Source organism: Streptomyces sp. GbtcB7 (genome assembly GCF_019091445.1).
In the GTDB taxonomy this organism is placed as follows: domain Bacteria; phylum Actinomycetota; class Actinomycetes; order Streptomycetales; family Streptomycetaceae; genus Streptomyces; species Streptomyces mirabilis.
On record NZ_JAGXJM010000020.1, the window covers coordinates 108,192 to 135,024 of the forward strand.

A 26,833-nucleotide genomic window follows, 5' to 3' on the forward strand; every position below is an offset into this window, starting at 1 on the left:
CACGGTGAAGAGTGAAGAGGTGACGGCGGTGGGGGCGCCGATACGGTCGCACATTTCCGACTACGCCGAGACCGGGCCGGCCGAGCCGTCGGCCAAGGCCGATTCCTCGGCCCTGGAACCTCGTCCGTCGAACCCGGAGCCGGAGCCGCGTCGTTCGCGCCTGCTCGACTACGCCGAGGCGGAGCCGCCCGTACTGCGGGACGCGGAGGGACGGCAGGCCCCGAAGCCCGGCGTTCCGGCCTACCACACCCCCGTGCTCGTCCCGGCCCATCCGCGCTACGTCGACGCGCTGGACGCCTCCGGCCGCCCCACCCGCGTGCCCTTCATCGCCTACGAACTGTTCGAACACCCCACGGACGGGACCGTGGCCCTCGCCTTCACCACGCCGGCCCGGCTGGTGGCCGCGCTCGGCGAGGCCCAGCCGTGGGTCGCCACGTCGATCGGGCCGCTGGCCGAGGGAGTGCGCGAGCACGGCGTCACCGTCCGCGTCGACCCGCGCGTCGCGCCCGGACACCACAACTGGCAGCCGGACGATCTGGCCGCCTACGCACGGGAGGTGCGCTGATGCCGCCCGACTTCAAGGCGGTCCTGAGCGACCTCACCTCGATGTCCAAGACCTTCCACGACGAGGCCACCCACTACCGGAACCTGCACGACCAGGTCGCCCCGCCCGTCGTCAGCGGCGGTGACAGCGGCCTCGACCACGCCATCAAGGAGGTCGCCGACCTCATCGTCGCCCTGCACACCGGCTTCGCCGACCGGCTGGACGACCACGGCGACAAGGTGGCGTACGCCCGCGACTCGTTCCAGCGGCACGACATCGACGTACACGGTCTGTTCGAGGACCTGATGGTGGGGGACGGCTGATGAGCGACAGCTGGGTCGGCGGCGACATCGGTGGACTGCGCACGATGGCCGAGACGTACAAGAACGCCAAGAAGAAGCTCGAGGACGTCGTCCATCCGCTCAGCAGCGCCGTCGAGGAACTGGTCGGCGACGCGAGTTGGAAGGGCGAGGCGGCCGAGGCCTTCCGCGCCACCTGGAGCGAGGACGCCCTCACGGCGGGGGCCTTCGCGGGCCTCGTCCACGACGCGGGCGACATTCTCGACACCCTCGTCGGCGCGCTGTCCGCCTGCGAGACCGCCCTGCAGAACGCCGAGCACATCGCCGTGAAGAAGGGCGTACCCATGGGCGCCCAGGGCGCTCCGCTCCAGTTCGTGACGTCCGACCCGCCGAGCGCCGACGAACAGCGGACGATCTCGGCGTTCGGCGAGTACGACAAGGTGCGCACGGAGATCCTGTATACGGCGCAGCACGCGAGGTTGGTCGCGGCGGACAAGCTGCGGGGGTTGTACGCACAGGTCACCGCGTCGGTGTCACCGGGCGACAAGATCACCCTTGCCGACATGCTGCGGGGTCTGTACGCATACGACGCCGAGGACGCCCGAGCCGGCGGCAAGGAGGCCCGCACACTGATCGACGGTGCCAAGGAGGAGGAGCGGGCGGCCAAGAAGGAACTCCGCGCCGAGCGCAAGGCCTTCCAGAAGGCAGGCCGCGCACTGCCCAAGGACCTCCCCGCCAAGAGCGCCTACCGCGACGCGATGACGAGGGTCGACTCGCTGGAAGAGGACATCGCCCGCGCCGACCACGGCAGCACCAAGCTCCCCTACGACCGGGCCCTCAACATCAAACTGGCCGACGCGGCCGAGGCGTTGCGTGTCGGGCGAAGCCTCGAAGCGCTGCCGGAGTTCCTCAAGGAGGTCCCGGTGCTGGACGTCGCCGCGGCTGCGGCGTGCGGTCTGGTGGAGGCGAAGGACGACCACGACAAGGGCTGGTCCTGGCAGCACTCCGTCGTTGTCGACGGCGGTGCCGCACTCGGCGGCGTCGCCGTCGGCGCGGGAGTTGTGGCCGCGCTGCCCGTCGAAGGCGCGGTCGCGCTGGCCGGCGTCGGGGTCGTGGCCGCGGTGGGCGCGACCAGTCTCCTCGACCACTCCTTCCATGAGCACTGGAGCGAGGACATCCACGACCACGGCGTAGTCGGTGGTGTGCTGACCGGCACGGGCCACGTCTTCACGGAAACCGGGGACGACGGCGTACGAATGGCGAAGGACATCTGGCATGGCGTCAAGAGCATCTTCTGAGGTTCCCGCCCTGGGGACCCCCGCCCATATTCCGGCCCTGCCCAAGCTCGGGACCACGTGGTACAAGCGCGGTGCGCTCTATTGGCTGTGCCGTGCCCGTACGACGGTCTTCCTGCTGATCGTGATGGCCATGGTCTGCTTCTTCTCGATCAGCCTCTACCAAGGGTTCCGCAGTGAGATGCCGGCCACCGTGCGCACCGTGTGCGACTGGGCGCAGGTGGTCGCGTCCTGCGTGGCCCTGGTCTGGGGGTGGGTGAAGCAGCGACGGGGCCACCGCGAAGGCCTCCTGCACCCGCCCACCCCCGAGCAGACCCGTCAGGCCAAGCGCGACCACAACAGGCGCGCCCCCGGCCTGGTAGCCGCAGGCCGGGGCCTCGTGATCCTCGCGGCGCCCGTCATGCCGGCGTTCGCGGCGTACATCGTCGGCTGGTTGGTCGCCTGGCTCACCGTGCGTGAGTACCCCAGCGAGGTCGGCGCTCGGCGCTGGTTGCAGGAACACGGATCCTCGGCGTGACCACAAAATCGTCTGGCTCTCCGCCACTCGGAGCCCCCGCTCGGATCCCGGCCCTGCCGGGGCTCGGCACCACCTGGTACGAGCGTGGTGCGCGCTACTGGCTGCGCCGGGTCTCCGGGGCCGTCCTCTGGTTCGCCGTGCTGGCCTTCGCCTGCTACATCGCGCTCGTGCTCTACCAGTCGTTCCGCGGCGACCTGCCGTCAGGCGTGCGCACGGTGTGGGACCGGGCGCAGGTGGCCGCCTCCTGTGTGGCCTTGGTCTGGGGGTGGGTGGTGCAGCGCAGGGGCCACCGCAGGGACCTCCTGGACCCGCCGACCCCCAGCGAGGCCCGCGGCCGCAAACGTGACCAGACCCGCCGCTCCACGGGGCTGGCCCTTGCCGGCCGCATCCTCTTCCTGATCGCGGCGCCCGTCCTGCCGGCCCTTCTCGCGTACGCCGTCGGTTGGGTCCTCGCCGCGTTCACCGTCCGCGAGTACCCGAGCGAGGTCGGTGCGCGGCGGGTAGTGGAGGGCTGATCGGCCGCGGTCACATGGGGGGCAGGTGGAGCAGGCGGGTGATCGTGCGCAGGACGCCGTTCTCGTTGTTGGACGGGGCGAGGTGGCGGGCCCGGTCGATGATGGCGGGGTGGGCGTTGGCCATGGCGAAGGACCAGTCGGCGGTGTCGAGCATTTCGAGGTCGTTGAGGTAGTCGCCGAACACCATCGTCTGGGCGGGTGTGATGCCCAGGTCGTCCTGGAGACGGCGTACGGCGGCGCCCTTGTCGGCGGTGACGTTCATGATGTCGACCCAGTGTTCGCCGGAGATGACGACCTGGTGGGTCGAGGTGAAGGGCCGCAGGGCCGGGGCGGTGGCCCGCTCCACCGGTCCGAAGTCGAAGAGGGCGACCTTGAGGATCTCGTCGTCGACGGTGGTCGCGTCGGGGACGGGCTGGAGCCGGGTGTAGTACTGCCGGGCCTCGGCCAGGAACGCTTCGTCGGTCCGTTCGACGTACGCGGACCGCTTGCCGCAGACCACCGCGCCGACGTCCACGCCCTCGGCCCGCAACCCCCGTGTCGTGGTGACGATGCGCGCGGCGACGGACGGGTCCAGCGGGTCGGAGCTGAGCTCCACGCCGTCCCGTACGACGTAGGTGCCGTTCTCGGCGATGAACACCATGCCCTGGCCCGCGTCGGCGAACTCCTTGGCCAGGGTGGCGTACTGACGGCCGCTCGCCGGGCAGAAGAGCACGTCCCGTCGGCGCAGCTCGGCCAGGAGCGACCACAGGCCGTCGGGTATGCGCTTGGCGTCGTCCAGGAGCGTGCCGTCCATGTCGGTGACGATGAGCCGGATGTCGGCGGCGGCTCCCTCCGCGGGCTGGGGCACGGTGACGGTCAGGGGGGTGGTGGCGGGGGTGGTCGCGGGCTGAGAAGGGAGCATGTTCTTTCCTGTGGCGGGGGTTGCGGGGGCGACGGGCGGCAGGGGGCGTGCGGGGCCGTTGGGTCGAGTGGCCTTCGGGCGGTTCAGTCGGCGTCGCCCAGCGCCCCGGCTTCGGCCGGCGGCGGCAGTGGAGCCGGTGTGTTCACGGCGTCCCGCAGGGGATCCGGCAGGGCGGGGTGGCCCCCGATGGGGCCGCCGAGCGGCATGAGTCCGGGGTCGGGCCCGTCGTGTTCAGCACGAACCGGCCGGTCACGGCTTACGGACCGGGGTCGTGTCGGGCTGGGCGGCGCCGGCCGTCGCTTGGCGGATCTCCATTTCCGTCACCCTACCCGGGGGATATGAGCAAGGGCTCTCGCCTTACCAAAAGGATCATTCCGGGCACGCCCGTGCTCGCTTCAGGCTCACCCCGGGTTCAGTCACCGAAGCTGAAGTGGTCCGCTGAGCGGAGCTGACCAGTTCCTCACAAGTCACCCCCAGGCTGACGATCATGGCTTCCTTCACCCGTCGCCCGGCCTCCCCCCGACAGCGTCTCCGTACGCCGTTGATCGTCGCCGGGGCCCTGGCCGTCCTGTCCGTCACGCTCGCCGGATGCGGGAGCACCCACGCCGCATCGGTCGGCGGTGCCCAGGAGTCGACCGGCGCCCCCGGTACGACGCAGGCCAGACCCGGGCGGCCCGCACCGGACAGCGCGGTGTCCGCCGCGCCGGTCGTGCCGGCGCGGCTGCCAGGTGTCGGCCCCGAGACGCTGGCCGGGATACCCGGGAACGCGCGGCAGGTCGTCCTGGTCACCGGCCGGGGCAAGGACTCCCCGGTGTCACAGGTGGTGCTGTACCGGCGTACGGGAGCGGGCTGGGAGCGGGGGGCGACCTGGCCGGCCCACAACGCCCTCAAGGGCTGGACGGACGACCATCACGCCGGTGATCTCCGCTCGCCCATCGGCGTGTTCACCCTCACCGACGCGGGCGGACTCCGGCCCGACCCCGGTACCAAGCTGCCCTACGACCGGTCGGTCGGATTCACCATCGCCGGCACGGGCTTCGAGGGGGAGTCGCTGGCCGGCTCCTTCGACTACGTCGTCGCGATCAACTACAACCACGTGCCGGGCACTTCACCCCTCGACTGGACCCGCCCGCTCGGCGCGGGCAAGGGCGGCGGCATCTGGCTGCACGTCGACCACGGGGGCCCCACGCACGGCTGTGTGAGCCTGGCCCAGGAACACATGAAGGAACTGATACGCGCGCTGGATCCCGCCCAGCTCCCGGTGATCGTCATGGGCGACGCCAAGTCCCTCGCCCGCTGACGTCCCTCCGGCCCCGGGGCGCCTGTCAGCGCGAGGGCGGCGCCGGACTTCCCGCGGCGGGCAGGGCCGGAAGCCCGGACAGTCCGCAGCCGAGGAGCCCCGTGACCACCCCGACCACCGGCGACAGCAGGCCGGTCACCGTGCCCAGCGCCCCCGTCAGGGCCTTGACCAGCCCGTCGACCGTCGACTGGAGCTGGGCGAGGAGATCCGCGACCGGATCGGTGGCGGAGGTCGCGGAGGGGGCGGAGGTCGCGGAGGCCCGCTCCTTCAGCCGCCGCTCGAGAGACGCGTTCGCCGTCTCCAGGGCGCGCACGAAACCGGCGGCCTCGGCCGCGTCGAGACGGCCGCCCCGTTCGGCGACGGCGGACAGCACGTCCAGCAGCGGGTGGAACACGGCGTCGTGGTCGGCACTGCCGACCGGGCCGCGGACCGGCGCGCCGCCGCCCGGGGGCGGCAGCAGGATTCCGTGGGATCGGGATATGCGGGATCCGGATATGAGGGCACGCATACGTGGTCCTTTCGACGGCTGCTTCTACTTTGGGCCCACCGTGAGATCCACGACCCCCCGCCGCAACCCGCCCCACGCCCCCGCCGCGCCCCCCGCGCCCTCCCCGGTACGGCACTGAACAGCACCTTTCCGCCGATGCGCCGCGACCGCCCCGGCCCGCCGCCGTTCGGCTGTCAGGGGAGTCGGCGGGGGCGAGGCCGGTAGGTGAAGGTGTCGAGGGGCCAGTCGGCGGTCAGCCAGGCCGTGACGGCCTCGTGCAGGGGCGCGTCCAGGTGGGCCCTGTCCGCTCGGACCCAGGAGCTCACGTCGGTGTCGTGGGCGTCGGCGCGGGAGGGATAGATGTAGACGCAGCCGATCACCTCGCCACTCACGGTGTCGAGGACGGTGTACGTGAATCCGCGTCTGCGAGCGAAGTCGTCCGCGTGTCGTCGCAGATCGGCGAGGTTCGCCTCCAGGGTCATTCCGTCCGTGGGGGGCCATTCCCCGTCCTCGAAGCCCGGGGTCGCACGGATGTGTTCGACGCTGCCGGACCAGGCGGTGTGGTCGGAGGCGTTGTGCCGAGGTCCCAGGGGTTCCAGACGGAAGTGCGGGGTGATCAGTTCGGTGGGGACGGCGAAGTCGTCGGGGACGAGGGGGTGGTCGGTCATGCGGGGGAGGCTATGACGCCCGGTCCGTGGGTCGCAGCTGAATTGATCACGGCCTTGACGCCCCCGCTCCCGGCCGGTCACCAGCCGGTCAGCAGCAGGTGGTTGAGGAGCAGCGCCAGGGTGGCCTGGGCGGTGAGCCAGGCGCGGGGGCGGGGCAGGAACGCGCAGGTCGGCAGGAGCCACATCGCGAACGGCAGCCAGATCCGTTCCGTCTCCGCCTTGCTCATGCCGGAGAGGTCGGCGGCCAGGAGGGCGAGCAGGGCGGCGAGAGCCAGGAGGGCGAGGCGGGACTCGGGGGAGAGGGCATGCGGGCGGCGGAGGGCGCGGGGGCCTTCGCGTACGGCCGTCGCGACCGTTCGGCGCAGGCCCGCCACCGTCGCCGGGCCCACGAGCAGCGCCGTACAGGCGAGGTTCGCCCAGACCCAGTAGCCGTACGGCCGTACGCCGCCGACCCCTTCGTAGTAGCGGGTGACCAACAGGCGGTACGCCTCCCACCAGTTGAAGCCGAGCAGCGTGAACAGGAGGGGGACGACGGCCAGTCCGGCGAGGACGTACGGGAGGGGGCGGAGTCGGCGGGAACCGAGCAGCAGGACGGCGGCGGCGATCACGGCGAACAGCGTCAGGCCGTACGAGAGGTACGCGGTGAGGCCGAGGAGGAGCCCGGCGGCCAGGCCCGTCGCCCAGGGCCGGGGTCCGGTGACCGCGAGGGCGAGGAGGGCGACGGCCCAGGCGGCGACCGCGGCGAAGTAGCCGTCCGCGGAGGCGCCCACCCACACGGAGGCCGGGGCGAGGACCAGGAAGGGGGCGGCGCGGCGGGCGAGCTCCTCCGCGGCCAGCGCCCGTACGGCGACCAGGACCGCGGCCGGCGCCGCCGCCCCGGCCACGATGCACCAGACGCCCGCCCAGCCGCCGCCGGCCAGTCCGACCCGGTCGAGGAGCACGAAGGTGACGGTGGCCCCCGGTGGGTGGCCGGCGATGTGCGCGGGCCAGGGGGCGGGAGAGTGACTCACGATGTGGTGGGTGAAGTCCCGCAGGGTGGCGGGGATGTCGTGGAAGCGGTCGATGACCGTGAGGTACTCGTTCGTGGCCGTCAGCCGCCCGGCGATCCCCCGCTGCCACCCGTCGACCAGCGCGAGGGAGAACGTCCAGGCGGCGGCGGTGCCCCAGGACGCCCACAGCAGCGCCCGCCACGGCAGCCGCGTGGCGAGGAGCGGCCCGTAGGCGACGACCGCGACGGCCACGGCGAGCGCGGCCGGGGTGCCGGGGCCGAGGTGCGGCTCCCACTGGGCGAACAGGGGAGGCCAGCGGACGAAGAGCGAGTGGTGGCGGCGTTCGATCGACGTGCCGACCAGCGCCGCCGCCGTGACGAGCAGGGCGGCGGCCAGGACGGCGGCCAGGTCGAGGAGCGGATCGTGGCGCCGGTCGTGGCGCCGGTCGAACTCCGGGGGAAGGTCCTGGGGAAGATCGCGGTTCACATCCGCACGCTAGGCCGCGGACCGGCCGCCGGAGCCGCCACAGGAGTGGACGTCAGAGTTTCGTCATGGTTCGCGGACCCGTTCGGGGGGCGTCGCGGTCCTACGGTCGGAGCATGCCACGGTCTCCCTCCTCCCCCGCGTTCTGGCGCAGCCCACTGCGCGGCCCCTGGTTCACCTCGGTGCTCGGCGTCGTCCTGCTCGGCGGCATCACCGTGCTGTTCGTGACGGGTCTCGTGTCGTACGCCGCCTACAACCCGAACCTGTCACCGGTGAACGACATGACCCCGGACAAGGGTCTGCTCGGCTTCTACCTCTTCTCCTGGCCGACGAACCCGTCCTGGTTGTACCGCCTCAACCAGGGCGTCCACGTCACGCTCGGGATCACGCTGATCCCCGTACTGCTGGCGAAGCTGTGGTCGGTCGTGCCGAAGCTGTTCACGCTGCCGCCGGTGCGGTCGCTCGCGCACGGGCTGGAGCGCATCTCGCTGCTCCTGCTGGTCGGGGGCGCCCTGTTCGAGTTCACGACGGGTGTGCTGAACGTCCAGCTCGACTACATCTTCCCGGGCTCCTTCTACCCGCTGCACTTCTACGGGGCCTGGGTGTTCTTCGCCGCGTTCGTGGCACACGCCGTGCTGCGGGTGCCCATGGCGCTGCGCAATCTGCGTCATCTCCGCGATGAGGATCAACGCTCCCAAACAGAGGACGAGTTGGTGGCACCGGATCCCGACCCGCCCACCGTCTCGCGGCGCGGTGCTCTCGGGTTCGTGGGCGGGGGATCGCTGGTGCTGTTCGCCACGACGGCGGGCCGCAACTTCGACGAGCCGCTGCGGGAGACGGCCGTACTCGTGCCGCACGGCGGCCCCGAACCGGGCAGCGGACCCGGCGGCTTCCAGATCAACAAGACGGCCGAGGCGGTCGGCATCGACATGCGGGAGACGTCCGGGGAAGCATGGCGGCTGGTCGTCGAGGGGCGCGGGCGCACGGTCCGGCTGAGCCGGGACGAGCTGCTGAAACTCCCGCTCCACAGCGCCGCGTTGCCCATCGCCTGCGTGGAGGGGTGGTCGACCTCCGACCAGTGGTGGCGGGGGGTGCGGCTGCGGGACCTCGCGGCGCTCGTGGGATACGAGGAGGGCGCGGCGCCCGATGTGCTGGTGGAGTCGTTGCAGCGGCACGGGGCCTTCCGGAACGGGGCCCTGCGCTACAACCAGGTGCGCGACCCACGTTCCCTGCTGGCCCTGTTCGCCAACGGCGAGGACCTGACCGCCGACCATGGCTATCCCGCGCGGATCATCGTCCCCGCGGCGCCCGGCGTGCTCAACACCAAGTGGGTGGCCCGGATGACGTTCGGAGAACTGTGATGCGACGACCTGAGATGCGACGGCCGGCGATGTGGCGACCTGTGATGCGACGGCCCTTCGGGAAGCCCGTCCTGGGCAGTCCGCTGCAGATCCTGCTGCTGGCCTGTTCGTTCGCGCTCGCCGGGTACGCGGGGGTGCGGCTGCTCGCGGGGGACTGGTTCGGGGTGGCGCTGTGGTTCGTGGGCGCGGCGGTCCTCCACGACCTGGTGCTCGTTCCGTTGTACGCGGGGGCGGACCGGGCCGTGGCGGGGGGTCTCGGCGCGGTCGGCCGCCGGGAGTGGGCGGTCTACGTCCGGTTCCCGGCCGCGATCTCGGCGCTTCTGCTGCTGATGTGGTTTCCGCTGATCAGCGGGCAGATGGCGGAGCACTACCGGTTGGCCACCGGGCTCTCGGGCGACGGCTTCCTGGCCCGCTGGCTGTTGATCACTGCGGTGCTGTTCGGGGGCTCGGCGGCGCTGCTCGTACTGCGGCTGTTCCGGTCGTCCCGGTCATCGCGGTCGTCCGGGCCTTCGCGTCCGTAGCGGTTGCGCAGGGCGACGAACGAGCGGCCCCCGGCCGACCACTGACCCTCCCGGTGCCAGCCCGCGCGGGCCGCGTGCCGGAGCAGCGCAGGGGTGCCGAGGCGGGCCCACGGGAAGGCCGGCCCCGCCGTGCTCCGGGGGTCGGCGACCCGGACGATGTGGACGCTGACCCGTTCGTCGACGTCCACGTCCGCGAGCGTCTCGACGATCAACAGTCCGCCGGGGGTGAGGAGTTGGGCCATCCGGTGGAGCAGGGCGGCCGGGTCGCCGCCGATGCCGACATTGCCGTCGAGGAGGAGCGCGGTGTCCCACCGGCCCTCACCGGGGAGCGGCTCGAAGACGGAGCGCCGCAGGGCCTGCCCGCCGAGCCGGGCGGTGTGCGCGACGGCCGCCTCGCTGACGTCGATGCCGAGCGCGGGCCGGCCCCGGGCGGCGAGTTCGGCGACGAGCCGCCCCGGCCCGCAGCCCACGTCGAGCACGGTCCCCTCGCAGCGCGCGAGCACCGTCAGGTCCACCGCGTCGGCCCGTGCGCACCAGCGCTCCACCTCCAGGGGCAGCAGCCAGCCGTCGGTGCGCCGGAGGAAGAGCGGGCCCCGGCCGGTGACCAGGGCGTCCGAGTAGGGGTCGGCGGACCAGGGGCGCGGGCCGGGCACCCCCGGTGGTGTCGTCGTCCCGTGCGCGGTGCTCATCGTCCGGTGGCCGTCCGCAGACGTCCGAGCTCGGCGGCGAAGCGGCTGCCGGTCGGCGCGAGGGCGGCGACCGCCTCCGCGTCGGCGGCCGTGTCGACGTCCCGGAGGCGGGGCAGGTCGCGCACGCGCAGCCCGGCGGCGACGAGCCGCTCCCGCTGCACCGCACCCGTCGTGGGCGTCGACATCGGCACGCCCCGCAGAAGCTCCGGATCGGGGGCGGCGAGCCCGAGGGCCCAGAAGCCGCCGTCCTCGGCCGGGCCGAAGTACGCGTCGCAGCCGGCGAAGTCCACGGTGAGGAGCGCGGGCGTCACCTGCGGGGTGTCCATGCCGATGAGCAGCGCGGGCCCGGCGCAGCCCGCGAAGGCGGCGGCCAGCCGTTCGTCGAGGCCGCCCGCGCACTGCGGTACGACGTCGAAGCCGGCCGGCAGCCAGTCGCCGGCCGCTCCGTCGAGCACGAGCACCCGGCGCCGTGCCGGGGTCGCCGCCACCGCGCGCAGGGTGTCCACGAGGGACGCCTCGGCGAGCAGCGCCGCCTCCCGGGGCGTGAACGGCGGGGTGAGGCGGGTCTTGACCCGTCCGGGTCGTGGTTCCTTGGCGATGACGAGGAGCGTCGTCACTGGCTGGTTCCTCCCTGGGAACGGGAATCCGTGGAGGCGAGGGAAGGGGTGAGGGCGGCGTGGGCGTGGCGCGACGGCGCGGGCGGCTCGGCGAGGACGCGGCGCATGTCCCGTACCGCCTGCCAGGTGCCGCGCCAGGTGCCGGTGACCTTGGAGGCGCCGGTGCGCGGCAGATACGGCACGTCGTGCTCGGTGACGCGCCAGCCGGCGTCGGCGGCGCGCACGACCATCTGGAGCGGGTAGCCGCTGCGGCGGTCGGTGAGGCCGAGGGCGAGCAGCGGTTCGCGGCGGGCGGCACGCAGGGGGCCGAGGTCGTGCAGGCGCAGTCCGGTGCGGCGGCGGAGCATCCGGGCGAGGGCGAGGTTGCCGGCCCGGGCGTGCGCGGGCCAGGCGCCCGGGCCCTGTGGACGGCGCCGCCCGAGCACGAGGTCGGCCTCACCGTCCCGCACCTCGCGGACGAAGGGCAGGAGCCGGGCCGGGTCCAGCGAGGCGTCGCAGTCGCAGAAGCACACGATGTCGGCGGTGGCGGCTCGCAGACCGGCGTGGCAGGCGGCGCCGAACCCGCGGCGCGTCTCGCGCACGACGGTCGCGCCGAGGCCGCGGGCCAGTTCCGCCGAGCCGTCCGTGGAGCCGTTGTCCACGACCAGCGCGCGCCACCCGGCGGGGACGCGGGCGAGGACCCAGGGGAGGGCCTCGGCCTCGTTCAGACAGGGGAGGATCACGTCGACCGGACAGGGGAGGACCGCGTCGACGGGCGCCGGGTCCGTGTCCGGGGCCTGGTCCGGCTCGGGTTGGGGAGAGGTCGTCACGGCTTTCACCCTACGAACGCGAAAGGGATATATCGGACTTCAGGTCCTTACGAAACGCGGACGTCGCGGCGGGATCGCGGCAGGCGGGTGCGGCCGGTGGGACGCTGGATTCATGCAGCAGCCGTACGAATCCGCAGGTACCGGACCTGCCCCGGGCGGGTCCGGGCCGAGCGCCCGCGTCCTCGTCGTCGACGACGACCCCACCGTCGCCGAGGTGGTCTCCGGCTACCTCGACCGCGCCGGGTATGTCGTGGACCGTGCCGCGGACGGACCCGCCGCGCTCGCCCGGGCCGCCGCGCACTGGCCCGACCTGGTGGTGCTGGACCTGATGCTGCCGGGGATGGACGGCCTGGAGGTGTGCCGCAGGATGCGCGGCCACGGGCCCGTGCCGGTCATCATGCTCACCGCGCGCGGTGACGAGGACGACCGGATCCTCGGCCTGGAGGTGGGCGCCGACGACTACGTCACCAAGCCCTTCAGCCCCCGCGAACTGGTCCTGAGGGTGGAGTCGGTACTGCGCCGCAGCCGCCCCGCCGCGGGCACGCGCCCCCTCCGGCTGGCCGGTCTCGCCGTCGACCCCGACGCCCGCCGCGCCACCAGGAACGGCGAGGATCTCGCCCTCACCATCCGCGAGTTCGACCTGCTCGCGTTCTTCCTCCGCAATCCCGGCCGGGCGTACAGCCGCGAGGACCTGATGCGCGAGGTGTGGGGCTGGGACTTCGGCGACCTGTCGACGGTCACGGTCCACGTGCGCCGGCTGCGGGGCAAGGTCGAGGAGGATCCGGGCAGACCGCGGCTGATCCAGACGGTCTGGGGGGTCGGTTACCGCTTCGAGGAGCCCACGCCCCACGAGGCCCCGACTCCCCGCGAGGAGGCGGTCTGACCATGCACGCCATGCACTCCATGCAAGTCACGCAAGACATGCAGGTCACGCAAGCCATGCAGACCGTGCACTCCACGCACGACATGCTGCTCATCGCCCTGTACGCCTTCCTCGGCGCCGCAGCGGTCGGGCTGCTCGGCGCGGGGACGCTGTGGCTGATCCGGCGGCGGTCGCTGACCGTGTCCCTCGCCGTCGTCGCCGCCGTGGCGGTCACCGCGATGCTCGCGGGGACGCTGGCCGTCGCCTGGGCGATGTTCCTGTCCTCGCACGACCTGGGCGTGGTCACGACCGTGGTGGCCATGGCGGCGGTGGTGTCCCTGGCGACGGCGCTGTTGCTGGGCCGTTGGGTGGTGGCCCGCAGCAGGGCGCTCACCCTCGCCGCGCGCTCCTTCGGCGACGGCGGCGACTTCGCGGCCCCCGACGGCGCGGCGACCGCCGAACTCGCCGCGCTGAGCCGGGAGTTGCAGGCGACCAGCGCGAAGCTCGCCGAGTCCCGCGACCGTGAACGCGCGCTGGAGAGCTCCCGCCGTGAACTCGTCGCCTGGATCTCGCACGACCTGCGCACCCCGCTCGCCGGACTGCGGGCGATGTCGGAGGCGTTGGAGGACGGGGTGGCCGCCGACCCGGACCGCTACCTCCGGCAGATCCGCACCGAGGTCGAACGCCTCAACGACATGGTCGGCGACCTCTTCGAGCTCTCCCGCATACACGCCGGGACCCTCGCCCTGTCGCCCTCCCGCATCTCCCTCTACGACCTCGTCGGCGACGCCCTCGCGGGCGCGGACCCGCTGGCCCGCGAGTACGGCGTACGCCTGGTCGGGGACCGTATCGAGCCGGTGCCGGTCGAGGTGGACGGCAAGGAGATGAGCCGGGTGCTGGGCAATCTCCTCGTCAACGCGATCCGCCGGACCCCGGCCGACGGCACGGTCGCGGTCGCCGCCGAGCGCTCGGACGCCGGGGTCGTCCTGTCCGTCACCGACGGCTGCGGCGGCATCCCGGAGGAGGACCTCCCGCGCGTCTTCGACACCGGCTGGCGCGGCACCCACGCCCGTACGCCCCCCGCCGGAGCGGGCTTGGGCCTGGCCATCGTCCGGGGCATCGTCGAGGCGCACCAGGGCCGGGCCGCCGTCCACAACGTCCCCGGCGGCTGCCGCTTCGAGGTCACACTGCCCATGGCGAGGGCGTGAAAGGGCCGCCCACGGCGAGGGCGTGAGGCGGCCGCCCATGGCGAGGGCGTGAGGAGCGGGCCCCGGCCGCTGCTTCCCTGCTCCGCTACTCCCCCCGCAGCCTCGCCGTCGCGAACTCCCGCATCCCCTCCGCGAAGCCGGTCCCGGGCTTCCAGCCCAGCTCGGCGCGCAGCCGTGCGGAGTCGGCCGTGATGTGGCGTACGTCGCCGAGGCGGTACTCCCCGGTCACCACGGGATCGGGCCCACCGTGGGCGGTGGCCAGGGCCCGGGCCATCTCGCCGACCGTGTGCGGCTCGCCGCTCCCGGTGTTGTAGACGGTGAGGGCCCCGGAGCGCGAACCCGCCTCCAGGGCCGCCACATTGGCCGCGGCCACATCCCGTACGTGCACGAAGTCCCGTCGCTGCCCGCCGTCCTCGAAGACCCGCGGCGCCTCGCCCCGGGCCAGCGCGGACCGGAAGAACGAGGCGACGCCCGCGTACGGGGTGTCGCGCGGCATCCTGGGCCCGTACACGTTGTGGTAGCGCAGTGACACCGCCGAACCGTCCGTCGACCGGGCCCAGGCCGCCGCCAGATGCTCCTGGGCCAGCTTGGTCGTCGCGTACACGTTCCGGGGATCGACCGGAGCGTCCTCGCGCACCAGGCCGGGTGTCAGTTCCTCGCCGCACCGCGGGCAGCGGGGCTCGAACCGCCCCGCGTCGAGATCGGCGACGGTCCGGGGCCCGGGGCGTACCGGCCCGTGCCACTCACACCCGTACGCGCCCTCGCCGTACACGACCATCGACCCGGCGAGCACGAGGCGGCGCACCCCCGCGTCGGCCATCGCGGTGAGCAGCACCGCCGTGCCCAGGTCGTTGCGCGACACGTACTCGACCGCGTCGTCGAACCCCTTCCCCAGCCCCACCATCGCCGCCTGATGGCACACGGCGTCCACGCCCGTCAGCGCCGCGCCGACCGCCTCGGCGTCCCGTACGTCCAAACCGTCGCGCAGGTCGAACACGACCGCCTCGTGCCCGTGCGCGGTCAGCGCCTCGACGACATGGGACCCGATGAACCCGGCACCGCCGGTGACCAGTACTCGCATACGCCGAACGCTAGGACCGCGACAGCGGCGCACGGCAGTACCGCGCCCGTCACGTCACGGGTCCGTAAGACCCGCCGAGAGGCCCGGGGCCCACGCGGGCCGCAGCCGCGTCTCGTACACCGGCCGGATGACACGCGTATGGCACGGAAGTACTAACCGCCGGGCCGTATTCACCTCCGGAGTGCCGCCGAGTGGCGACCGGGCGTTTCTAGCCTGGCGTCAGGAGGCCATGAGGGCCTCTTTTCCCCTCTCCGGGAGTCATTCGTGGCCACGTTCCTCTATCGTCTCGGCCGGTTCGCGTTCCGGCGGCGACGACTTGTCCTCATGCTGTGGATAGCCGTCCTGGCGGCCGTCGGCATCGGTGCCGCCAGTGTGTCGGCCGGTACGTCGGACTCCTTCGCCATTCCCGGAACCCAGTCCCAGAAGGCGCTGGACCTGCTGGGGAAGGAGTTCCCGCAGGCCTCGGCCGCCGGAGCCACCGCCCGTGTCGTGTTCGAGGCCCCGGACGGGCGGAAGCTGACGTCCGGCGCCGACAAGGCCGAGGTCGAGGCTCTCGTCGCCGACCTCAGGAAGGCCTCCCAGGTCGCGGACGTCGCCGACCCGTTCGCCGGCGGCACCGTCAGCAAGGACGGCTCCGTCGCCTACGCCCAGGTCACGTACAAGGTCGCCCAGGCCGACGTCACCGACCGGGCCCGCCAGGACCTGAAGTCCGTGGCCGACCGGGGCGACAAGGCGGGCCTCGCGGTGAGCATGGGGGGCAACGCCGTCCAGGTGAAGTCCGAGCAGAGCGCCGGTGAGCTGATCGGCCTCGCGGTCGCCGCCGTCGCGCTGGTCATCACCTTCGGCTCGCTGCTCGCGGCCGGACTGCCCCTGCTGACCGCGGTCTTCGGCATCGTGGTGGCGGTGTCCGCGATCACCCTCACCAGCGCGTTCGTGGACCTGAGTTCCTCCACCTCGACGCTGGCGCTGATGCTCGGCCTCGCGGTGGCGATCGACTACGCGCTGTTCATCGTCTCCCGCTACCGCGGCGAGATCAGGGAGGGGCACGAACCGGAGGAGGCCGCCGGACGGGCGCTCGGCACGGCCGGCTCCGCGGTGGTGTTCGCCGGTCTGACCGTGGTCATCGCGCTCGCGGGGCTCAGCATCATCGGGGTCGGCCTGCTCACCGACATCGGTCTCGGCGCCGCGGGTGCGGTCGCGATCGCCGTGCTCATCGCGCTCACCCTGCTGCCCGCCCTGCTGGGCTTCGCCGGTCCCCGGATCATGAAGGGGAGGCTCAAGACCCGCCGGATGCGGGCGATCGAGGAGCGCGGCGAGGGCGAACCCGCGGGCGTGCGCTGGGCGCGGTTCGTCACCCGTAACCCGGTCAGGGTCCTCGCCGTCGCGGTGGCCGCCCTGTTCGCCCTGGCCATTCCCGCCCTGTCGCTGCAACTGGCCATGCCCAGCGACAGTTCGGCCGCCCCCCACTCCACCCAGCGCATCGCCTACGACACCATCACCAAGGGCTTCGGGCCCGGCTACAACGGGCCGCTGACCGTGGTCGTCGACGCCCGTACGAGCGACGACGCCAAGGGCGCCGCCCAGGACGCCGTCACCCTGCTCGACGCGATGCCGGACGTCGCCTCGGTCAGCCCCGCCACCTTCAACCAGGCCGGTGACGTCGCCCTGATCCGCGCCGTCCCGAAGAGCTCACCCAGCAGCAAGGACACGGTCGACCTGGTCTCCGCCATCCGCGACCGCGGCACCGCCCTGCACGGGGACACCGGTGCCGAACTGATGGTCACCGGCACCACCGCGCTCAACATCGACATCTCGACCAAGCTCGGCGACGCCCTCGTGCCCTACCTCGCCGTGGTCGTCGGCCTGGCCCTGGTGCTGCTGCTCCTGGTGTTCCGCTCGGTCCTGGTCCCGCTCAAGGCCGCCGCCGGGTTCCTGCTCAGCGTCCTGGCGACGCTCGGCGTCGTGGTCGCCGTCTTCCAGTGGGGCTGGTTCGCGGGCGCCCTCGGCGTCGACCAGACCGCGCCGATCGTCAGCCTGCTGCCGATCTTCCTGGTCGGTGTGGTGTTCGGGCTCGCCATGGACTACCAGGTCTTCCTCGTCACCCGGATGCGGGAGGAGTACGTCCATGGCGCCGAGCCCACCGAGGCGGTGGTCGCGGGCTTCCGGCACGGCGCCCGCGTGGTCACGGCCGCGGCGATCATCATGATCTCCGTGTTCGCCGGGTTCCTGCTCAGCGACACCGCGCTGATCAAGTCGATCGGTCTCGGTCTCGCCGTCGCCGTGCTCCTCGACGCCTTCGTGGTCCGCATGACGATCGTGCCCGCCGTCATGACGCTGCTCGGCCGCCGCGCCTGGTCGCTGCCGCGATGGCTGGACCGCGTCCTGCCCGACGTGGACGTCGAGGGCGAGAAGCTGCGCCATCTGCTGGCGAAGGAGGAGGACACCGAGGGCGCACGGGACCCCGAGCCCCTTCCCACCGCAAGGGGCTGACCTGTCGGCCGTACGATCCGCGACAGGACGTACGGCCGCACCGGCCGTGACCATCGCGCCCCGTCCGCCGGTCCCCTCCCCCGGGACCGGCGGACGGCTTCCCGTACCGAGAGGGCGTACGACGTGACCGCACCGACCGCGCCCGGGCCGACTTCCCGTCCTGTCACGCCCGAGAAACTGCTGGGCGGGGCGCAGCACCGCTCGGACGTCGCGGTCCTGCAGTGGCTCGCTCGGGTGAGACGGGCCGACCTGGCCCATCCGTGGGTCAAGCGGGTGACGGCGCCGCTCCTGTGCGCGGCGCTGGGCGTCCCGGCCCTGCGGGACGCGGCGGACGGCATCGGCCGCGGCGTCCCCGTGGTGCTGGCGCTGATCGTCGGATACTGCGTTCCCCTGCTGTGGCGGCAGCAGCGGCCCGTCCTGGTCTTCGCCCTCACCTCCGCCGTCGGCGTGGTGGGCCTCGTCATGGACGTCAGCACGGGCTCCGAGGCCGCACGGATCGTCGCGCTGCTCAACGTGGGCCGCACGGTCGGGCCCGCCCAGTTGGTGGTCTGTATGGCGATCGCCGTCGGGCAGACGTCCGTAGGGGTCGTCGCCCGCGCCGCCGGCCAGCCGGGCAGCACGTTCCTGGAGACCGCGGTGCTGGCGATCGTGCAGGCGGCCCTGGTGGCGGCCGTCGCCGCGGCGGGCCTGGTCGGCCGGGTCGTGAACGCGTACGTCGGGGCCCTGCACGAACGCGCCTTTCGCCTGGAGGTGGAGCGCGACCAGCGGTCCCGGCTCGCCGCCGCCGCCGAACGCGCCCGCGTCGCCCGGGAGATGCACGACATCCTCGGCCACACCCTCGCCGTCATCGTCGGTCTGGCCGGCGGCGCCGCCGGGCTCGCCGAGAAGTCCCCCAAGCGCGGCGCCGACACCCTGCGGATCATCGCCGACAGCGGACGCGGCGCCCTCGGCGAACTCCGCCGCCTGCTCGCCGTCATCGGTGAGGAAGGGGACGGGAGCGACGAACCGGGCGGCACCCCGCTCGCCCCCCAACCGGGCCTCGCCGACCTCGCCGCCCTCCTGGAACGGGTCAGGGCCGCGGGCCCCACCGTCACCCTGGGCACCGAGGGCGACCTGACGGGCCTCGCCCCCGGTATCCAACTCGCCGTGTACCGCATCGTCCAGGAGGCGCTGACCAACACCCTCAAGCACGCCGCGCCCGACACCACCGCGCACGTCGGCGTCACCGTGGACCGCGACCGCGTCCGCCTCACCGTCGACGACACCGGCCCGCCCCGCACCCCGCGCGCCGACAACGCCCGGGACGACGCACGCGGTCTGGTCGGCATGCGCGAGCGGGCCGCCCTCTACCAGGGAACCGTCACCGCGGGCCCGAATCCCCACGGCGGCTGGACCGTCCATGCCCTCCTGATCCCCACCACCGCTCCCACGGAGAACCATCCGGCATGACCACCGTGCTCATCGTCGACGACCAGGCCCTGCAACGCCTCGGCTTCAGCATGCTCCTGGAACAGCACTCCGACCTGACCGTGGTCGGCGAGGCCACCCACGGCTCCGAGGCGGTCCGCTCGACCGCCGAACTGCGCCCCGACGTCGTCCTGATGGACGTCCGGATGCCCGGCATGGACGGCATCGAGGCCACCCGCCGCATCGTGGAGTCCGGCGGCCGCTCCCGCGTCCTCGTCCTGACCACCTTCGACCTCGACGAGTACGCCTACGCCGCGCTGCGCGCCGGGGCCAGCGGCTTTCTCCTCAAGGACGCGCTGCCCGACGAACTCGTCGCCGGAATCCGTGCGGTGGCCGCCGGGGACGCCGTGATCGCCCCCGGCCTGACCCGCAAACTCATCGACGCCTACACCGAGCGACGCCCGGGGCACGCCCCCGAGCAGGAGCGCCGGCTCGACGCCCTCACCGACCGCGAACGCGAGGTTCTCACCGCCATCGCCTCCGGCTGGAGCAACGCCGAGATCGCCGACCGCCTCTCCCTCGCGGAGTCCACCGTCAAGTCCCACGTCAGCCGCGTCCTCGCCAAGATCGGCGTACGGGACCGGGTCCAGGCAGTGATCTTCGCGTATGACGTGGGCCTGGTACGGCCGGCGTAGCGGGACGGCCGGCCTAGAACAGCGGGAGGGCGTCCGTGTACGCGTTCACCGGCTTGGCGACCTTCTTGACGGTACGGGCGTCCAGCGCGGCCGGGGCGGAACTCGTGCCCAGCGTCCCGCCGGGGTGCCACGTCCCGGTGACGGTCACCCAGGTGTCGGCGGGCAGCGCCGCCGCCCCGTGGATCCGCACCTTCACGGACTGGGCGTCCGCCGCGCAGCAGGTGAAGATGATCCTGGTCAGGTACCAGCCGTCGGCCCCCTTGTCGGGTGTGACGAAACCGGTCATCCGGACGCTACGGCCCCCGATGTCCCGCTTGTGGTCCTGCTGCACCCGGCTGGTGAACTGGGTGAGCGTCAGCGGGATCGGCGAGGTCGTGGGCAGCGGATCGAAGTACCTCTGCTCCGTGACGGCCTTGGGCGCCTCGCGCGCGGCGGTGTACGCGCCGAGGGCCGGCGGGGCGTAGAAGAGCAGACTCAGCGCGGGGAGGAACAGCAGCCAGGCGATACGGGGCACGGTGGAGTGGTCGTGGTCGTGGTCTTGGTCTTGGTCTTGACCGTGACTGTCGGCGGTGTCGCCGCTGCCCGGCTTCTGGCTCGACCACGCCTCCGCCACGCCCAGCACGAGCAGCAGCACCCCCGACGCGACCAGCATCGGACGCATCCCCTCCTTGACGAACCTGAGGCTCAGGTCGGTGAAGAGCGAGGCGTGCAGCAGGCCGAGGCCGCTGAGGACGAGCAGGGTCACCTGGAGGGGGCGTTTCACAGCAGGACTCCTCCGATGAGCGCGCTGCACAGGATCGCGACGACCGTCGTGGCCGTGGAGAAACGGACCGCGAAGGCCCGGCCGAAGGTGCCCGCCTGAAGGGCGATCAGTTTCAGGTCGACCATCGGTCCGACGACCATGAACGCCAGCCGGGCGACGGGCGAGAAGCCGGTGAGCGAGGCCGCGACGAACGCGTCGGCCTCGGAGCACACCGCGAGCAGGATGGCGAGCGCGGCCAGGAACAGCACCGACAGCCAGGGAGAGCCGGAGAACGCGTCGAGCACGGTGCGCGGGACCGCCACGTTGAACGTCGCCGCCGCCATCGCCCCGAGGACCAGGAAGCCGCCCGCGTGCAGGAAGTCGTGCTGGAAGCCGCGCCGGAACTCCCGCAGGCGGCTCTGCTCGGGCTGGTGCCCGGTGTGCCGTACGACAGGCTTGAGCCATGTGTCGCGGCCCAGGAAGAGCCACAGCCAGCCCATCACGGCGGCGGTGGCGAGCGAGGCGAGCAGCCGGGCCAGGACCATCTCGGGATGGCCGGGGAAGGCGATGGCGGTGGCCGTCAGCACGACCGGGTTGATGGCGGGCGCCGAGAGCAGGAACGCGAACGCGGCAGCCGGGGTGACACCCCGGCCGATCAGGCTGTTGGCGACCGGCACCGACGCGCATTCGCAGCCGGGCAGGACGACTCCGGCGACTCCGGCGACCGGGACGGCGAGCACGGGCCGCCGGGGCAGCACCCGGGTGAACACCCGGGCCGGCACGAACGCGTTGATCGCGCCGGACAGCGCCGTGCCGAGCAGCAGGAACGGCAGTGCCTGCACGGTGACGGCGAGAGCGACGGTCCGCCAGGCCTGCATGGCAGGTTGTTCCATCCACCGGCTGAGGACGTAGAACGCGGGCCCGGACAGCGCGCACGCTCCGAGCAGAAGGGGCCAGTGGCGGGGCCAGTCGCGCCGGGGACCTCTGGCACTCGCCCCCGTCGCGGGGACCGCGACGGCGACGTCCGCCTCCGCCCCCGTGGACGGTTCGTCCGCCCCTACGGCCCGTTCGTCTGTCTTCTGCACGCCAGCTCCGAATCTCGGATGATCGCACCGAACATAGCGGGCCCGGGCCCCACCGCTCACCACGACTTCACCACATCTCGGTCATGAGTCGGGACCGCTGAGACAACCGGCGACTCCGGATGTCGGAACGTCCCCGCGTCCGGAGCCCTCTCTAGGGGTGGTGGGTGGGAGCCGCGCCGGGTCTCGGGCCGGGTTGTTATATTGCGCAACTGTGCAAGTGAGGCGTCCCCGCAACGCCTGACGTATGCCTGAACGGCCCGACCGTTTCGTGGGAGTGCGAACATGACTGACCCTGGGGACGCCCCCGCCGGCAACGCCACACGCAGCCACGCACGCGGGGTGCCCCGGCAGCGCCACACCTCCGGTCCCGCGACCTCGGGTTCCGCGACCTCCGGTCATGCGCCCTCCCGTTCCGCGCCCTCCCGTTCCGCGTCCTCCCGGACGGGGTCCCGTGCGCGTCCCAAGGTCGGCGCGGGGCGCCGGGCCCGGCCCGTGGGCCGGGGCAGGCGGGTCCTGCGGACGGCCGCGATATCGCTGTCGGTGCTGGTCCTGGCCACCGCGGGGGTGGGGTGGTGGTTCTACGAGCATCTGAACGGCAATCTCCACAGCGTCCCGTTGACCGACGGCTCGGGCGACAGCGCGGGCAAGGAGAAGGCCGACGCCTTCGGCAGGACCCCGATCAACCTCCTGGTGGTGGGCAGCGACGGCCGTACCAACGCGAGCGACTGCAAGCTCGGCGGCGGCTGTTCACAGACCGGTGTGCAGACCGGGGCCAACGCGGACGTGGAGATGGTGATGCACATATCCGCCGACCGCTCCAACGCCACCGTGATGAGCATCCCCCGCGACACCGTGACCACCGTCCCCGCCTGCAAGGACACCGAGACCGGCGTCTCTACGAACGGCTACACCGGCATGGTCAACAGCGCCCTGCAGTACGGGCCGGCCTGCCAGGTGGCCACCGTCCACCGGCTCACCGGCATCCCCATCGACCACTTCGTCAAGCTCGACTTCTCCGGCGTGGTGAAGATGTCCGACGCGGTGGGCGGGGTGTCGGCCTGCGTGGACAAGGACGTCTACGACACCTACTCACACCTGAAACTCGCTCAGGGCACGCACACCCTCAAGGGCGTGGCGGCCCTGGAGTTCGTCCGCTCCCGACACGGCTTCGGCGACGGCAGCGACCTGGGGCGCACCTACTCCCAGCACCTTTTCCTCAGCTCGATGATCCGCAAGTTCAAGAGCGCCGGCACCCTCACCGACCCCACCGCGGTCTACCGCCTGGCCGACGCCGCGACCAAGGCCCTCACCGTCGACACCGGCCTGGGCAGCATCAGAAAGCTGATCGGGCTCGCCGCCGACGTGGACAAGGTCCCGGCGAAGCGCATCACCTTCACCACCATGCAGACGGCGCCGGACCCGGGCGACAGCAACCGGCTCGTGCCCGCCGCCACGGCCCAGAGCCTGTTCGCCACCATCGCGAACGACCAGTCCCTGACCAACTCGTCAGGCGACAAGACCGCCGCGGCCTCCGCGACAGCCAAAGCCACGGCCTCCGCCTCCGCGGTCCCCGCCGCGCAGATCGCGGTCACCGTGGAGAACGGCACCACCGTCACCGGCCGGGCCTCGGCCGTCGCCACCGCCCTGCTCGACAAGGGCTTCAGTTCCGGCACCACCACCGGCAACGCCGCCGGCACCACGTCCACGACCACCCTCACCTACGGCAGCGGGCACAAGGCCGAGGCCCAGACCGCCGCCAAGGCCCTGGGCCTGCCGTCCTCCCACCTCAAGCAGAGCGACGCCACCGGCACCGGCCTGACCCTGGTCATCGGCACCGACTGGACCAGCGGCACCGCCTACCCCGCCCCCGCCGCCCCGGCCGACACCAAGGCCGCCACCGCCAACGCCCACGCCGAGACCGCCGACCAGTCAAAAACCTGCGCCAAGGTCAGCCCGTACAAGACGGTCAGTCTCAACGGCGTCGCCATGACCCCCACCCAGGCCTACCGAGCGGCCACCGGAACCAAGGACTCGGCACCGTGAGCGGGAGCTGCCGGTTCCGCGGCGGCGCCCTGGGGGCGGACGCCTAAACTGGGTCGGCGCGGACGCGGGCACGGATGCCCGGGGCGGGACGGGAGAAGAGACTGTGACGGCATACGCCGGTGGCTTCGACGATCCGACCGCCGAGGTGCTGGCGGACGCGGCCGCCGCGTTCGGACTGCTGGCCTCCTCGCCCCGGCTGCACATCATGTGGGCCCTCGCGCAGGGCGAGAGCGACGTGACGCACCTCGCGGAGCGTGTCGGCGGCGCCCTGCCCGCCGTCAGCCAGCACCTGTCGAAGCTGAAGCTCGCGGGCCTCGTCCGCTCCCGGCGCGAAGGCCGCCGACAGGTCTACTACGTCGACGATCCCGACGTCGTGACCGTGGTGCGCGTGATGGTCGGACAGCTGGCCGCACGCGCCGAGGAGGCATCGGCACCCGTACGCAGGCTGCGCGGGATCGGTGGCTGAGACGTCCGCGACGGCGGGAGGGGGCGCCGAGCGCCCCGCCTGCGCGGACGGCCCGGCGGCGGAGAAACCCCGGGTCCTTCAAGAAACTTCGGGCGGGGAGGAACACGACGAGCCGACCGCGCTCCAACTGCTCCGGCGGCTGGACAGCGGTCCGCGGGGGCTGACGCAGACGCAGGCCGACGAACGCCTCGCCCGGTTCGGGGAGAACATCCTGCCCGCCCGGCGGCCCGTTCCCTGGTTCGAGCGGTTCCTGCGCAGTCTGCGGGATCCGTTCACCGCCGTACTGCTCTGCCTCGGCCTGGTCTCGGCGCTCGTGGCCTCCTGGGGCACCGCGAGCGTGATCACCGTACTGGTGGTGGTCAGTTGTGTGCTGCGGTCGTCCGGTGAGCACCGGGCCGACCGTTCGATGGCGGCGCTGCGCGACCTGGTCGCCAGCACCGCCACCGTGCTGCGCAGGACCGACGCGGACGCGGTACCCGCCGACCGTGACCTCCCGGTCGACCAGCTGGTGCCGGGGGATGTGATCCGGCTCGGTCCGGGCGACCTGGTCCCCGCCGACGTACGGCTGCTGCGGGCCGGTGGGCTGACCGTGTACCAGGCGGCGCTCACCGGAGAGTCGGCGCCGGTCGCCAAGTACCCGGTCGACGCGCCGGGCACCACGGCGGGTGAGCTGTTCGAGCAGCCGCAGCTGTGCTTCCAGGGCAGCAGTGTCGCCTCCGGCAGCGGCACCGCCGTGGTCGTGGCGACCGGCGCGCACACGCGGTTCGCCGAGGGCCACCGGGACCCGGGACGGCGGGAGGCGAGCGCCTTCGACCGGTCCGTGCACGGCATCTCCTGGATCCTCATCCGGTTCATGCTGCTCACCCCGCCGCTGGTCCTGATGGCGGGCGCGGCCCTGCGCGGGCGGGGCCTGGAGACCCTGCCGTTCGCCGTCGCGGTGGCGGTCGGGATGACCCCGGAGATGCTGCCGGTCATCATCACGACCTGCCTGGCCCGCGGGGCGTCACTGCTGGCCCGTACGCACGGAGTGATCGTGAAGCGGCTGCCCGCGCTCCACGACCTCGGCGCCGTCGACGTGCTCTGCGTGGACAAGACCGGCACCCTCACCCAGGACCGGCCGGTCGTCGAGCGCGCGCTGGACGCGGACGGCGAGGACGCGCCCGAGGTACTGCGCCGGGCGGCCGCGGCCGCCTGGTGGACACTGCAACTCGCCGACCTGCCGGCGCCCGACGCCCTTGACGAGGCGCTCCTGCACACGGCCGACGAGGACGACCTGACGGCGTACGACGGGATCGCGGCGCTGCCCTTCGATCCCGTACGCCGCCTCACCACCGCCGTCGTACGCACCCCCGGCACCCTCGGCTCCCACACCCTCCTGGTCAAGGGCGCCGCCGAAGCCGTACTGGAGCGCTGTGCGCTGGATCCGGAGGAGCGCACACGGCTGCTCGCCCGCGCCCACGAGCTGACGGACGACGGGCTGCGCGTCCTGGCGGTCGCCACCGCCGTACGCCCCGCCCGCCACCGCGACTACACCCCGGCCGACGAACGCGGCCTGACCTTCGAGGGATTCGTCACGCTGCGGGACGCGCTGGTGCCGAGCGCGGCCGACGCGCTGCGGGTGCTCGTCGACCGGGGCGTCGCCGTACGGGTGCTGACCGGGGACCATCCGGGCACGGCCGCCCGCGCCTGCCGCGACCTGGGCCTCGACCCCGGGGAGGTACGCACCGCCGCCGACCTCGAGGGTCTCACGGACACCGAACTCGGCGAACTCGCCGACCGCACCACCGTCTTCGCCCGCTGCACGCCCGAACACAAGGCGCGTATCACCGTCGCACTGCGCGAACGTGGACACACCACCGGCTACCTCGGCGACGGCGTCAACGACCTGCCCGCGCTGCACGCCGCGGACGTCGGGATCTGCCCGCGCGACGCCACGGACCTGGCCCGGGAGAGCGCCGACGTGGTGCTGGCCGACAAGGACCTCACCGCGATCTCGCACGCGATCACCGCGGGCCGCTACTCCAGCGGCAACATCGGCACCTATCTGCGGGTCACCCTCTCCTCCAACCTCGGCAACGTGATCGCGATGCTCGCGGCGGGCATCCTGCTGCCCTTCCTGCCGATGCTGCCGACGCAGGTCCTCGTGCAGAACATGTGCTTCGACGCGGCCCAGCTCGCCTTCGCCTACGACCGCCCCGCGCCGGGCACCCTGAAGCGCCCCACCGTGCTGCGCTCGCGCGACCTGCTGGGCTTCATCACCGGCTTCGGCCTGCTGAACGCCGTCGCCGACCTCGCGACCTTCGGCGTCCTCGCGCTCGCCGTGCACGGGCCGGGGACGGCGAACGACGAGTCCGTGTTCCATTCCGGCTGGTTCACCGAGAACCTGCTCACCCAGGCCCTGGTGATGCTCCTGCTGCGGCTCGGCCGCCGGGGCACCGAGGGCCGGCGGAAACCGGGTCCCGTCGGCTGGGGCGCGACCGCCCTCACCGCCGCCGGCCTCGCGCTGCCGCTCTCCCCGCTCGGCCCGCCGCTGGGCATGACCGCACTGCCCGCCCTCTACTACCTGCTGCTCGCCGCGGTCCTCGGCCTGTACGCGGTGGGGCTGGTGGCCGCACGGTCACGCTACGAACGCCGTCGCTCCGCGTACGACGGCGGGATCTCCCACAGTGATCAAGGGGCGCGCGGCGAGCGCATCCACGACGGAGGGTGACGTGGGCTTACTCTTCCCTCCAGGATTCGCCTCGGCGCACCGGTGAACG

At 72.8% G+C, this 26,833-nt stretch carries 26 protein-coding genes and 1 pseudogene; 16 read left to right on the plus strand and 11 right to left on the minus strand.

The features are described from left to right. Nucleotides 1–4: 4 nt before the first annotated feature. From KVT44_RS58440 to KVT44_RS30045, 5 genes are read left to right on the plus strand one after another with little or no spacing between them, the layout of a single operon-like run. A complete protein-coding gene (locus tag KVT44_RS58440) occupies nucleotides 5–565 on the plus strand; it encodes an SAV_915 family protein (RefSeq protein WP_254650055.1) in 561 nt (186 codons plus the stop codon). Then, nucleotides 565–867, plus strand: coding sequence for a DUF6317 family protein (locus tag KVT44_RS30030; protein ID WP_101399342.1), 303 nt, complete (start codon nucleotides 565–567; stop codon nucleotides 865–867). The genes KVT44_RS58440 and KVT44_RS30030 overlap by 1 nt, the downstream gene beginning before the upstream one ends. Then, a complete protein-coding gene (locus KVT44_RS30035; RefSeq protein ID WP_217569992.1) occupies nucleotides 867–2,141 on the plus strand; it encodes a WXG100 family type VII secretion target in 1,275 nt (424 codons plus the stop codon). Before KVT44_RS30030 ends, KVT44_RS30035 begins: the two co-directional genes overlap by 1 nt. Further along, complete coding sequence (locus KVT44_RS30040) at nucleotides 2,119–2,655, plus strand: hypothetical protein (RefSeq protein ID WP_099921593.1); 537 nt, start codon at nucleotides 2,119–2,121, stop codon at nucleotides 2,653–2,655. Before KVT44_RS30035 ends, KVT44_RS30040 begins: the two co-directional genes overlap by 23 nt. Beyond that, nucleotides 2,652–3,170, plus strand: a complete 519-nt coding sequence (locus tag KVT44_RS30045; RefSeq protein WP_308314150.1) for a hypothetical protein — start codon at nucleotides 2,652–2,654, stop codon at nucleotides 3,168–3,170. The genes KVT44_RS30040 and KVT44_RS30045 overlap by 4 nt, the downstream gene beginning before the upstream one ends. Nucleotides 3,171–3,180: 10 nt before the next feature. On the opposite strand, the gene KVT44_RS30050 is transcribed toward KVT44_RS30045, so the two are convergent. Both KVT44_RS30050 and KVT44_RS60130 read right to left on the minus strand, forming a co-directional pair. Continuing rightward, nucleotides 3,181–4,071 carry a Cof-type HAD-IIB family hydrolase gene (locus tag KVT44_RS30050; protein WP_217569994.1) on the minus strand — a complete coding sequence of 297 codons (891 nt, stop codon included), beginning with the start codon at nucleotides 4,069–4,071 and terminating at the stop codon, nucleotides 3,181–3,183. An 83-nt stretch (nucleotides 4,072–4,154) separates the two neighbouring features. Then, entirely contained in the window at nucleotides 4,155–4,277 is a 123-nt protein-coding gene (locus KVT44_RS60130; protein ID WP_302832118.1) for a hypothetical protein, read from the minus strand. Nucleotides 4,278–4,558: 281 nt separating this feature from the next. Between KVT44_RS60130 and KVT44_RS30055 the strand changes: the two genes are divergently transcribed. Next, nucleotides 4,559–5,371, plus strand: a complete 813-nt coding sequence (locus tag KVT44_RS30055) for a L,D-transpeptidase family protein (protein WP_217569996.1) — start codon at nucleotides 4,559–4,561, stop codon at nucleotides 5,369–5,371. Between the two features lie 25 nt (nucleotides 5,372–5,396). On the opposite strand, the gene KVT44_RS30060 is transcribed toward KVT44_RS30055, so the two are convergent. The 3 genes from KVT44_RS30060 to KVT44_RS30070 form a co-directional block, all read right to left on the minus strand. Next, nucleotides 5,397–5,879 carry a hypothetical protein gene (locus KVT44_RS30060; RefSeq protein WP_217569998.1) on the minus strand — a complete coding sequence of 161 codons (483 nt, stop codon included), beginning with the start codon at nucleotides 5,877–5,879 and terminating at the stop codon, nucleotides 5,397–5,399. Between the two features lie 173 nt (nucleotides 5,880–6,052). Next, a complete protein-coding gene (locus KVT44_RS30065) occupies nucleotides 6,053–6,526 on the minus strand; it encodes a GNAT family N-acetyltransferase (RefSeq protein ID WP_217570000.1) in 474 nt (157 codons plus the stop codon). Between the two features lie 77 nt (nucleotides 6,527–6,603). Continuing rightward, entirely contained in the window at nucleotides 6,604–7,923 is a 1,320-nt protein-coding gene (locus KVT44_RS30070) for a hypothetical protein (RefSeq protein ID WP_217570140.1), read from the minus strand. A 191-nt stretch (nucleotides 7,924–8,114) separates the two neighbouring features. Between KVT44_RS30070 and KVT44_RS30075 the strand changes: the two genes are divergently transcribed. Together KVT44_RS30075 and KVT44_RS58445 are read left to right on the plus strand one after the other, a co-directional pair. After that, nucleotides 8,115–9,359: a molybdopterin-dependent oxidoreductase gene (locus KVT44_RS30075; protein WP_217570002.1), complete on the plus strand. Its 1,245-nt coding sequence runs from the start codon at nucleotides 8,115–8,117 to the stop codon at nucleotides 9,357–9,359. A 44-nt stretch (nucleotides 9,360–9,403) separates the two neighbouring features. Next, a pseudogene (locus KVT44_RS58445) lies at nucleotides 9,404–9,838 on the plus strand (hypothetical protein); the annotation flags it as partial. On the opposite strand, the gene KVT44_RS30080 reads toward KVT44_RS58445, so the two are convergent. The 3 genes from KVT44_RS30080 to KVT44_RS30090 are packed head-to-tail and all read right to left on the minus strand — an operon-like array spanning nucleotide 9,727 to nucleotide 11,908. Then, on the minus strand, nucleotides 9,727–10,569 hold the full coding sequence (locus KVT44_RS30080; RefSeq protein ID WP_190172617.1) for a bifunctional 2-polyprenyl-6-hydroxyphenol methylase/3-demethylubiquinol 3-O-methyltransferase UbiG: 843 nt from the start codon (nucleotides 10,567–10,569) through the stop codon (nucleotides 9,727–9,729). The pseudogene KVT44_RS58445 and the gene KVT44_RS30080 sit on opposite strands and share 112 nt — an antisense overlap. After that, a complete protein-coding gene (locus KVT44_RS30085; protein ID WP_217570004.1) occupies nucleotides 10,566–11,186 on the minus strand; it encodes a DUF2064 domain-containing protein in 621 nt (206 codons plus the stop codon). The genes KVT44_RS30080 and KVT44_RS30085 overlap by 4 nt, the downstream gene beginning before the upstream one ends. Continuing rightward, a complete protein-coding gene (locus tag KVT44_RS30090; protein WP_308314156.1) occupies nucleotides 11,183–11,908 on the minus strand; it encodes a glycosyltransferase family 2 protein in 726 nt (241 codons plus the stop codon). The genes KVT44_RS30085 and KVT44_RS30090 overlap by 4 nt, the downstream gene beginning before the upstream one ends. A gap of 199 nt (nucleotides 11,909–12,107) precedes the next feature. On the opposite strand from KVT44_RS30090, the gene KVT44_RS30095 reads away from it, so the two are divergent. Together KVT44_RS30095 and KVT44_RS30100 are read left to right on the plus strand one after the other, a co-directional pair. Continuing rightward, on the plus strand, nucleotides 12,108–12,878 hold the full coding sequence (locus KVT44_RS30095) for a response regulator transcription factor (protein WP_099921585.1): 771 nt from the start codon (nucleotides 12,108–12,110) through the stop codon (nucleotides 12,876–12,878). A 56-nt stretch (nucleotides 12,879–12,934) separates the two neighbouring features. Further along, nucleotides 12,935–14,065, plus strand: a complete 1,131-nt coding sequence (locus KVT44_RS30100) for a sensor histidine kinase KdpD (protein ID WP_217570141.1) — start codon at nucleotides 12,935–12,937, stop codon at nucleotides 14,063–14,065. 85 nt (nucleotides 14,066–14,150) lie between these two features. Here KVT44_RS30100 and KVT44_RS30105 read toward each other — a convergent pair whose 3' ends face one another. Beyond that, nucleotides 14,151–15,146, minus strand: coding sequence for an NAD(P)-dependent oxidoreductase (locus tag KVT44_RS30105; protein WP_217570006.1), 996 nt, complete (start codon nucleotides 15,144–15,146; stop codon nucleotides 14,151–14,153). A gap of 264 nt (nucleotides 15,147–15,410) precedes the next feature. Between KVT44_RS30105 and KVT44_RS30110 the strand changes: the two genes are divergently transcribed. From KVT44_RS30110 to KVT44_RS30120, 3 genes are all read left to right on the plus strand, one after another. Beyond that, nucleotides 15,411–17,636 carry an MMPL family transporter gene (locus tag KVT44_RS30110; protein WP_217570008.1) on the plus strand — a complete coding sequence of 742 codons (2,226 nt, stop codon included), beginning with the start codon at nucleotides 15,411–15,413 and terminating at the stop codon, nucleotides 17,634–17,636. A gap of 123 nt (nucleotides 17,637–17,759) precedes the next feature. Beyond that, nucleotides 17,760–19,085 (plus strand): histidine kinase, encoded by a 1,326-nt coding sequence (locus KVT44_RS30115; protein WP_217570010.1) that lies wholly within the window; start codon nucleotides 17,760–17,762, stop codon nucleotides 19,083–19,085. Continuing rightward, on the plus strand, nucleotides 19,082–19,738 hold the full coding sequence (locus KVT44_RS30120; RefSeq protein ID WP_099921582.1) for a response regulator transcription factor: 657 nt from the start codon (nucleotides 19,082–19,084) through the stop codon (nucleotides 19,736–19,738). Before KVT44_RS30115 ends, KVT44_RS30120 begins: the two co-directional genes overlap by 4 nt. A 13-nt stretch (nucleotides 19,739–19,751) precedes the next feature. On the opposite strand, the gene KVT44_RS30125 is transcribed toward KVT44_RS30120, so the two are convergent. Next, the gene (locus KVT44_RS30125) at nucleotides 19,752–20,501 is read right to left on the minus strand and encodes a TIGR03943 family protein (protein WP_217570012.1); all 750 of its coding nucleotides are present in this window, start codon (nucleotides 20,499–20,501) and stop codon (nucleotides 19,752–19,754) included. Further along, complete coding sequence (locus KVT44_RS30130) at nucleotides 20,498–21,565, minus strand: permease (RefSeq protein ID WP_190172611.1); 1,068 nt, start codon at nucleotides 21,563–21,565, stop codon at nucleotides 20,498–20,500. Before KVT44_RS30130 ends, KVT44_RS30125 begins: the two co-directional genes overlap by 4 nt. Before the next feature lie 282 nt (nucleotides 21,566–21,847). Here KVT44_RS30130 and KVT44_RS30135 point away from each other — a divergent pair, with 282 nt between their 5' ends. The 3 genes from KVT44_RS30135 to mgtA all read left to right on the plus strand — a co-directional run bounded on the left by KVT44_RS30135 (nucleotide 21,848) and on the right by mgtA (nucleotide 26,784). After that, on the plus strand, nucleotides 21,848–23,608 hold the full coding sequence (locus KVT44_RS30135; RefSeq protein ID WP_217570014.1) for an LCP family protein: 1,761 nt from the start codon (nucleotides 21,848–21,850) through the stop codon (nucleotides 23,606–23,608). 103 nt (nucleotides 23,609–23,711) lie between these two features. Next, nucleotides 23,712–24,074: a metalloregulator ArsR/SmtB family transcription factor gene (locus KVT44_RS30140; RefSeq protein ID WP_099921578.1), complete on the plus strand. Its 363-nt coding sequence runs from the start codon at nucleotides 23,712–23,714 to the stop codon at nucleotides 24,072–24,074. Continuing rightward, nucleotides 24,067–26,784 (plus strand): magnesium-translocating P-type ATPase, encoded by a 2,718-nt coding sequence (gene mgtA / locus KVT44_RS30145; protein ID WP_217570016.1) that lies wholly within the window; start codon nucleotides 24,067–24,069, stop codon nucleotides 26,782–26,784. The genes KVT44_RS30140 and mgtA overlap by 8 nt, the downstream gene beginning before the upstream one ends. Nucleotides 26,785–26,833: the final 49 nt, after the last annotated feature.

Excerpts from the sequence above, each read along its gene's own strand:
- KVT44_RS30030 (WP_101399342.1), top strand. The coding sequence starts at position 565 with ATGCCGCCCGACTTCAAGGCGGTCCTGAGCGACCTCACCTCGATGTCC.
- KVT44_RS30035 (WP_217569992.1), top strand. The coding sequence starts at position 867 with ATGAGCGACAGCTGGGTCGGCGGCGACATCGGTGGACTGCGCACGATG.
- KVT44_RS30040 (WP_099921593.1), top strand. The coding sequence starts at position 2,119 with ATGGCGTCAAGAGCATCTTCTGAGGTTCCCGCCCTGGGGACCCCCGCC.
- KVT44_RS30050 (WP_217569994.1), bottom strand. The coding sequence starts at position 4,071 with ATGCTCCCTTCTCAGCCCGCGACCACCCCCGCCACCACCCCCCTGACC.
- KVT44_RS60130 (WP_302832118.1), bottom strand. The coding sequence starts at position 4,277 with ATGCCGCTCGGCGGCCCCATCGGGGGCCACCCCGCCCTGCCGGATCCC.
- KVT44_RS30055 (WP_217569996.1), top strand. The coding sequence starts at position 4,559 with ATGGCTTCCTTCACCCGTCGCCCGGCCTCCCCCCGACAGCGTCTCCGT.
- KVT44_RS30060 (WP_217569998.1), bottom strand. The coding sequence starts at position 5,879 with ATGCGTGCCCTCATATCCGGATCCCGCATATCCCGATCCCACGGAATC.
- KVT44_RS30065 (WP_217570000.1), bottom strand. The coding sequence starts at position 6,526 with ATGACCGACCACCCCCTCGTCCCCGACGACTTCGCCGTCCCCACCGAA.
- KVT44_RS30075 (WP_217570002.1), top strand. The coding sequence starts at position 8,115 with ATGCCACGGTCTCCCTCCTCCCCCGCGTTCTGGCGCAGCCCACTGCGC.
- KVT44_RS30080 (WP_190172617.1), bottom strand. The coding sequence starts at position 10,569 with ATGAGCACCGCGCACGGGACGACGACACCACCGGGGGTGCCCGGCCCG.
- KVT44_RS30095 (WP_099921585.1), top strand. The coding sequence starts at position 12,108 with ATGCAGCAGCCGTACGAATCCGCAGGTACCGGACCTGCCCCGGGCGGG.
- KVT44_RS30100 (WP_217570141.1), top strand. The coding sequence starts at position 12,935 with ATGCAGACCGTGCACTCCACGCACGACATGCTGCTCATCGCCCTGTAC.
- KVT44_RS30105 (WP_217570006.1), bottom strand. The coding sequence starts at position 15,146 with ATGCGAGTACTGGTCACCGGCGGTGCCGGGTTCATCGGGTCCCATGTC.
- KVT44_RS30120 (WP_099921582.1), top strand. The coding sequence starts at position 19,082 with ATGACCACCGTGCTCATCGTCGACGACCAGGCCCTGCAACGCCTCGGC.
- KVT44_RS30135 (WP_217570014.1), top strand. The coding sequence starts at position 21,848 with ATGACTGACCCTGGGGACGCCCCCGCCGGCAACGCCACACGCAGCCAC.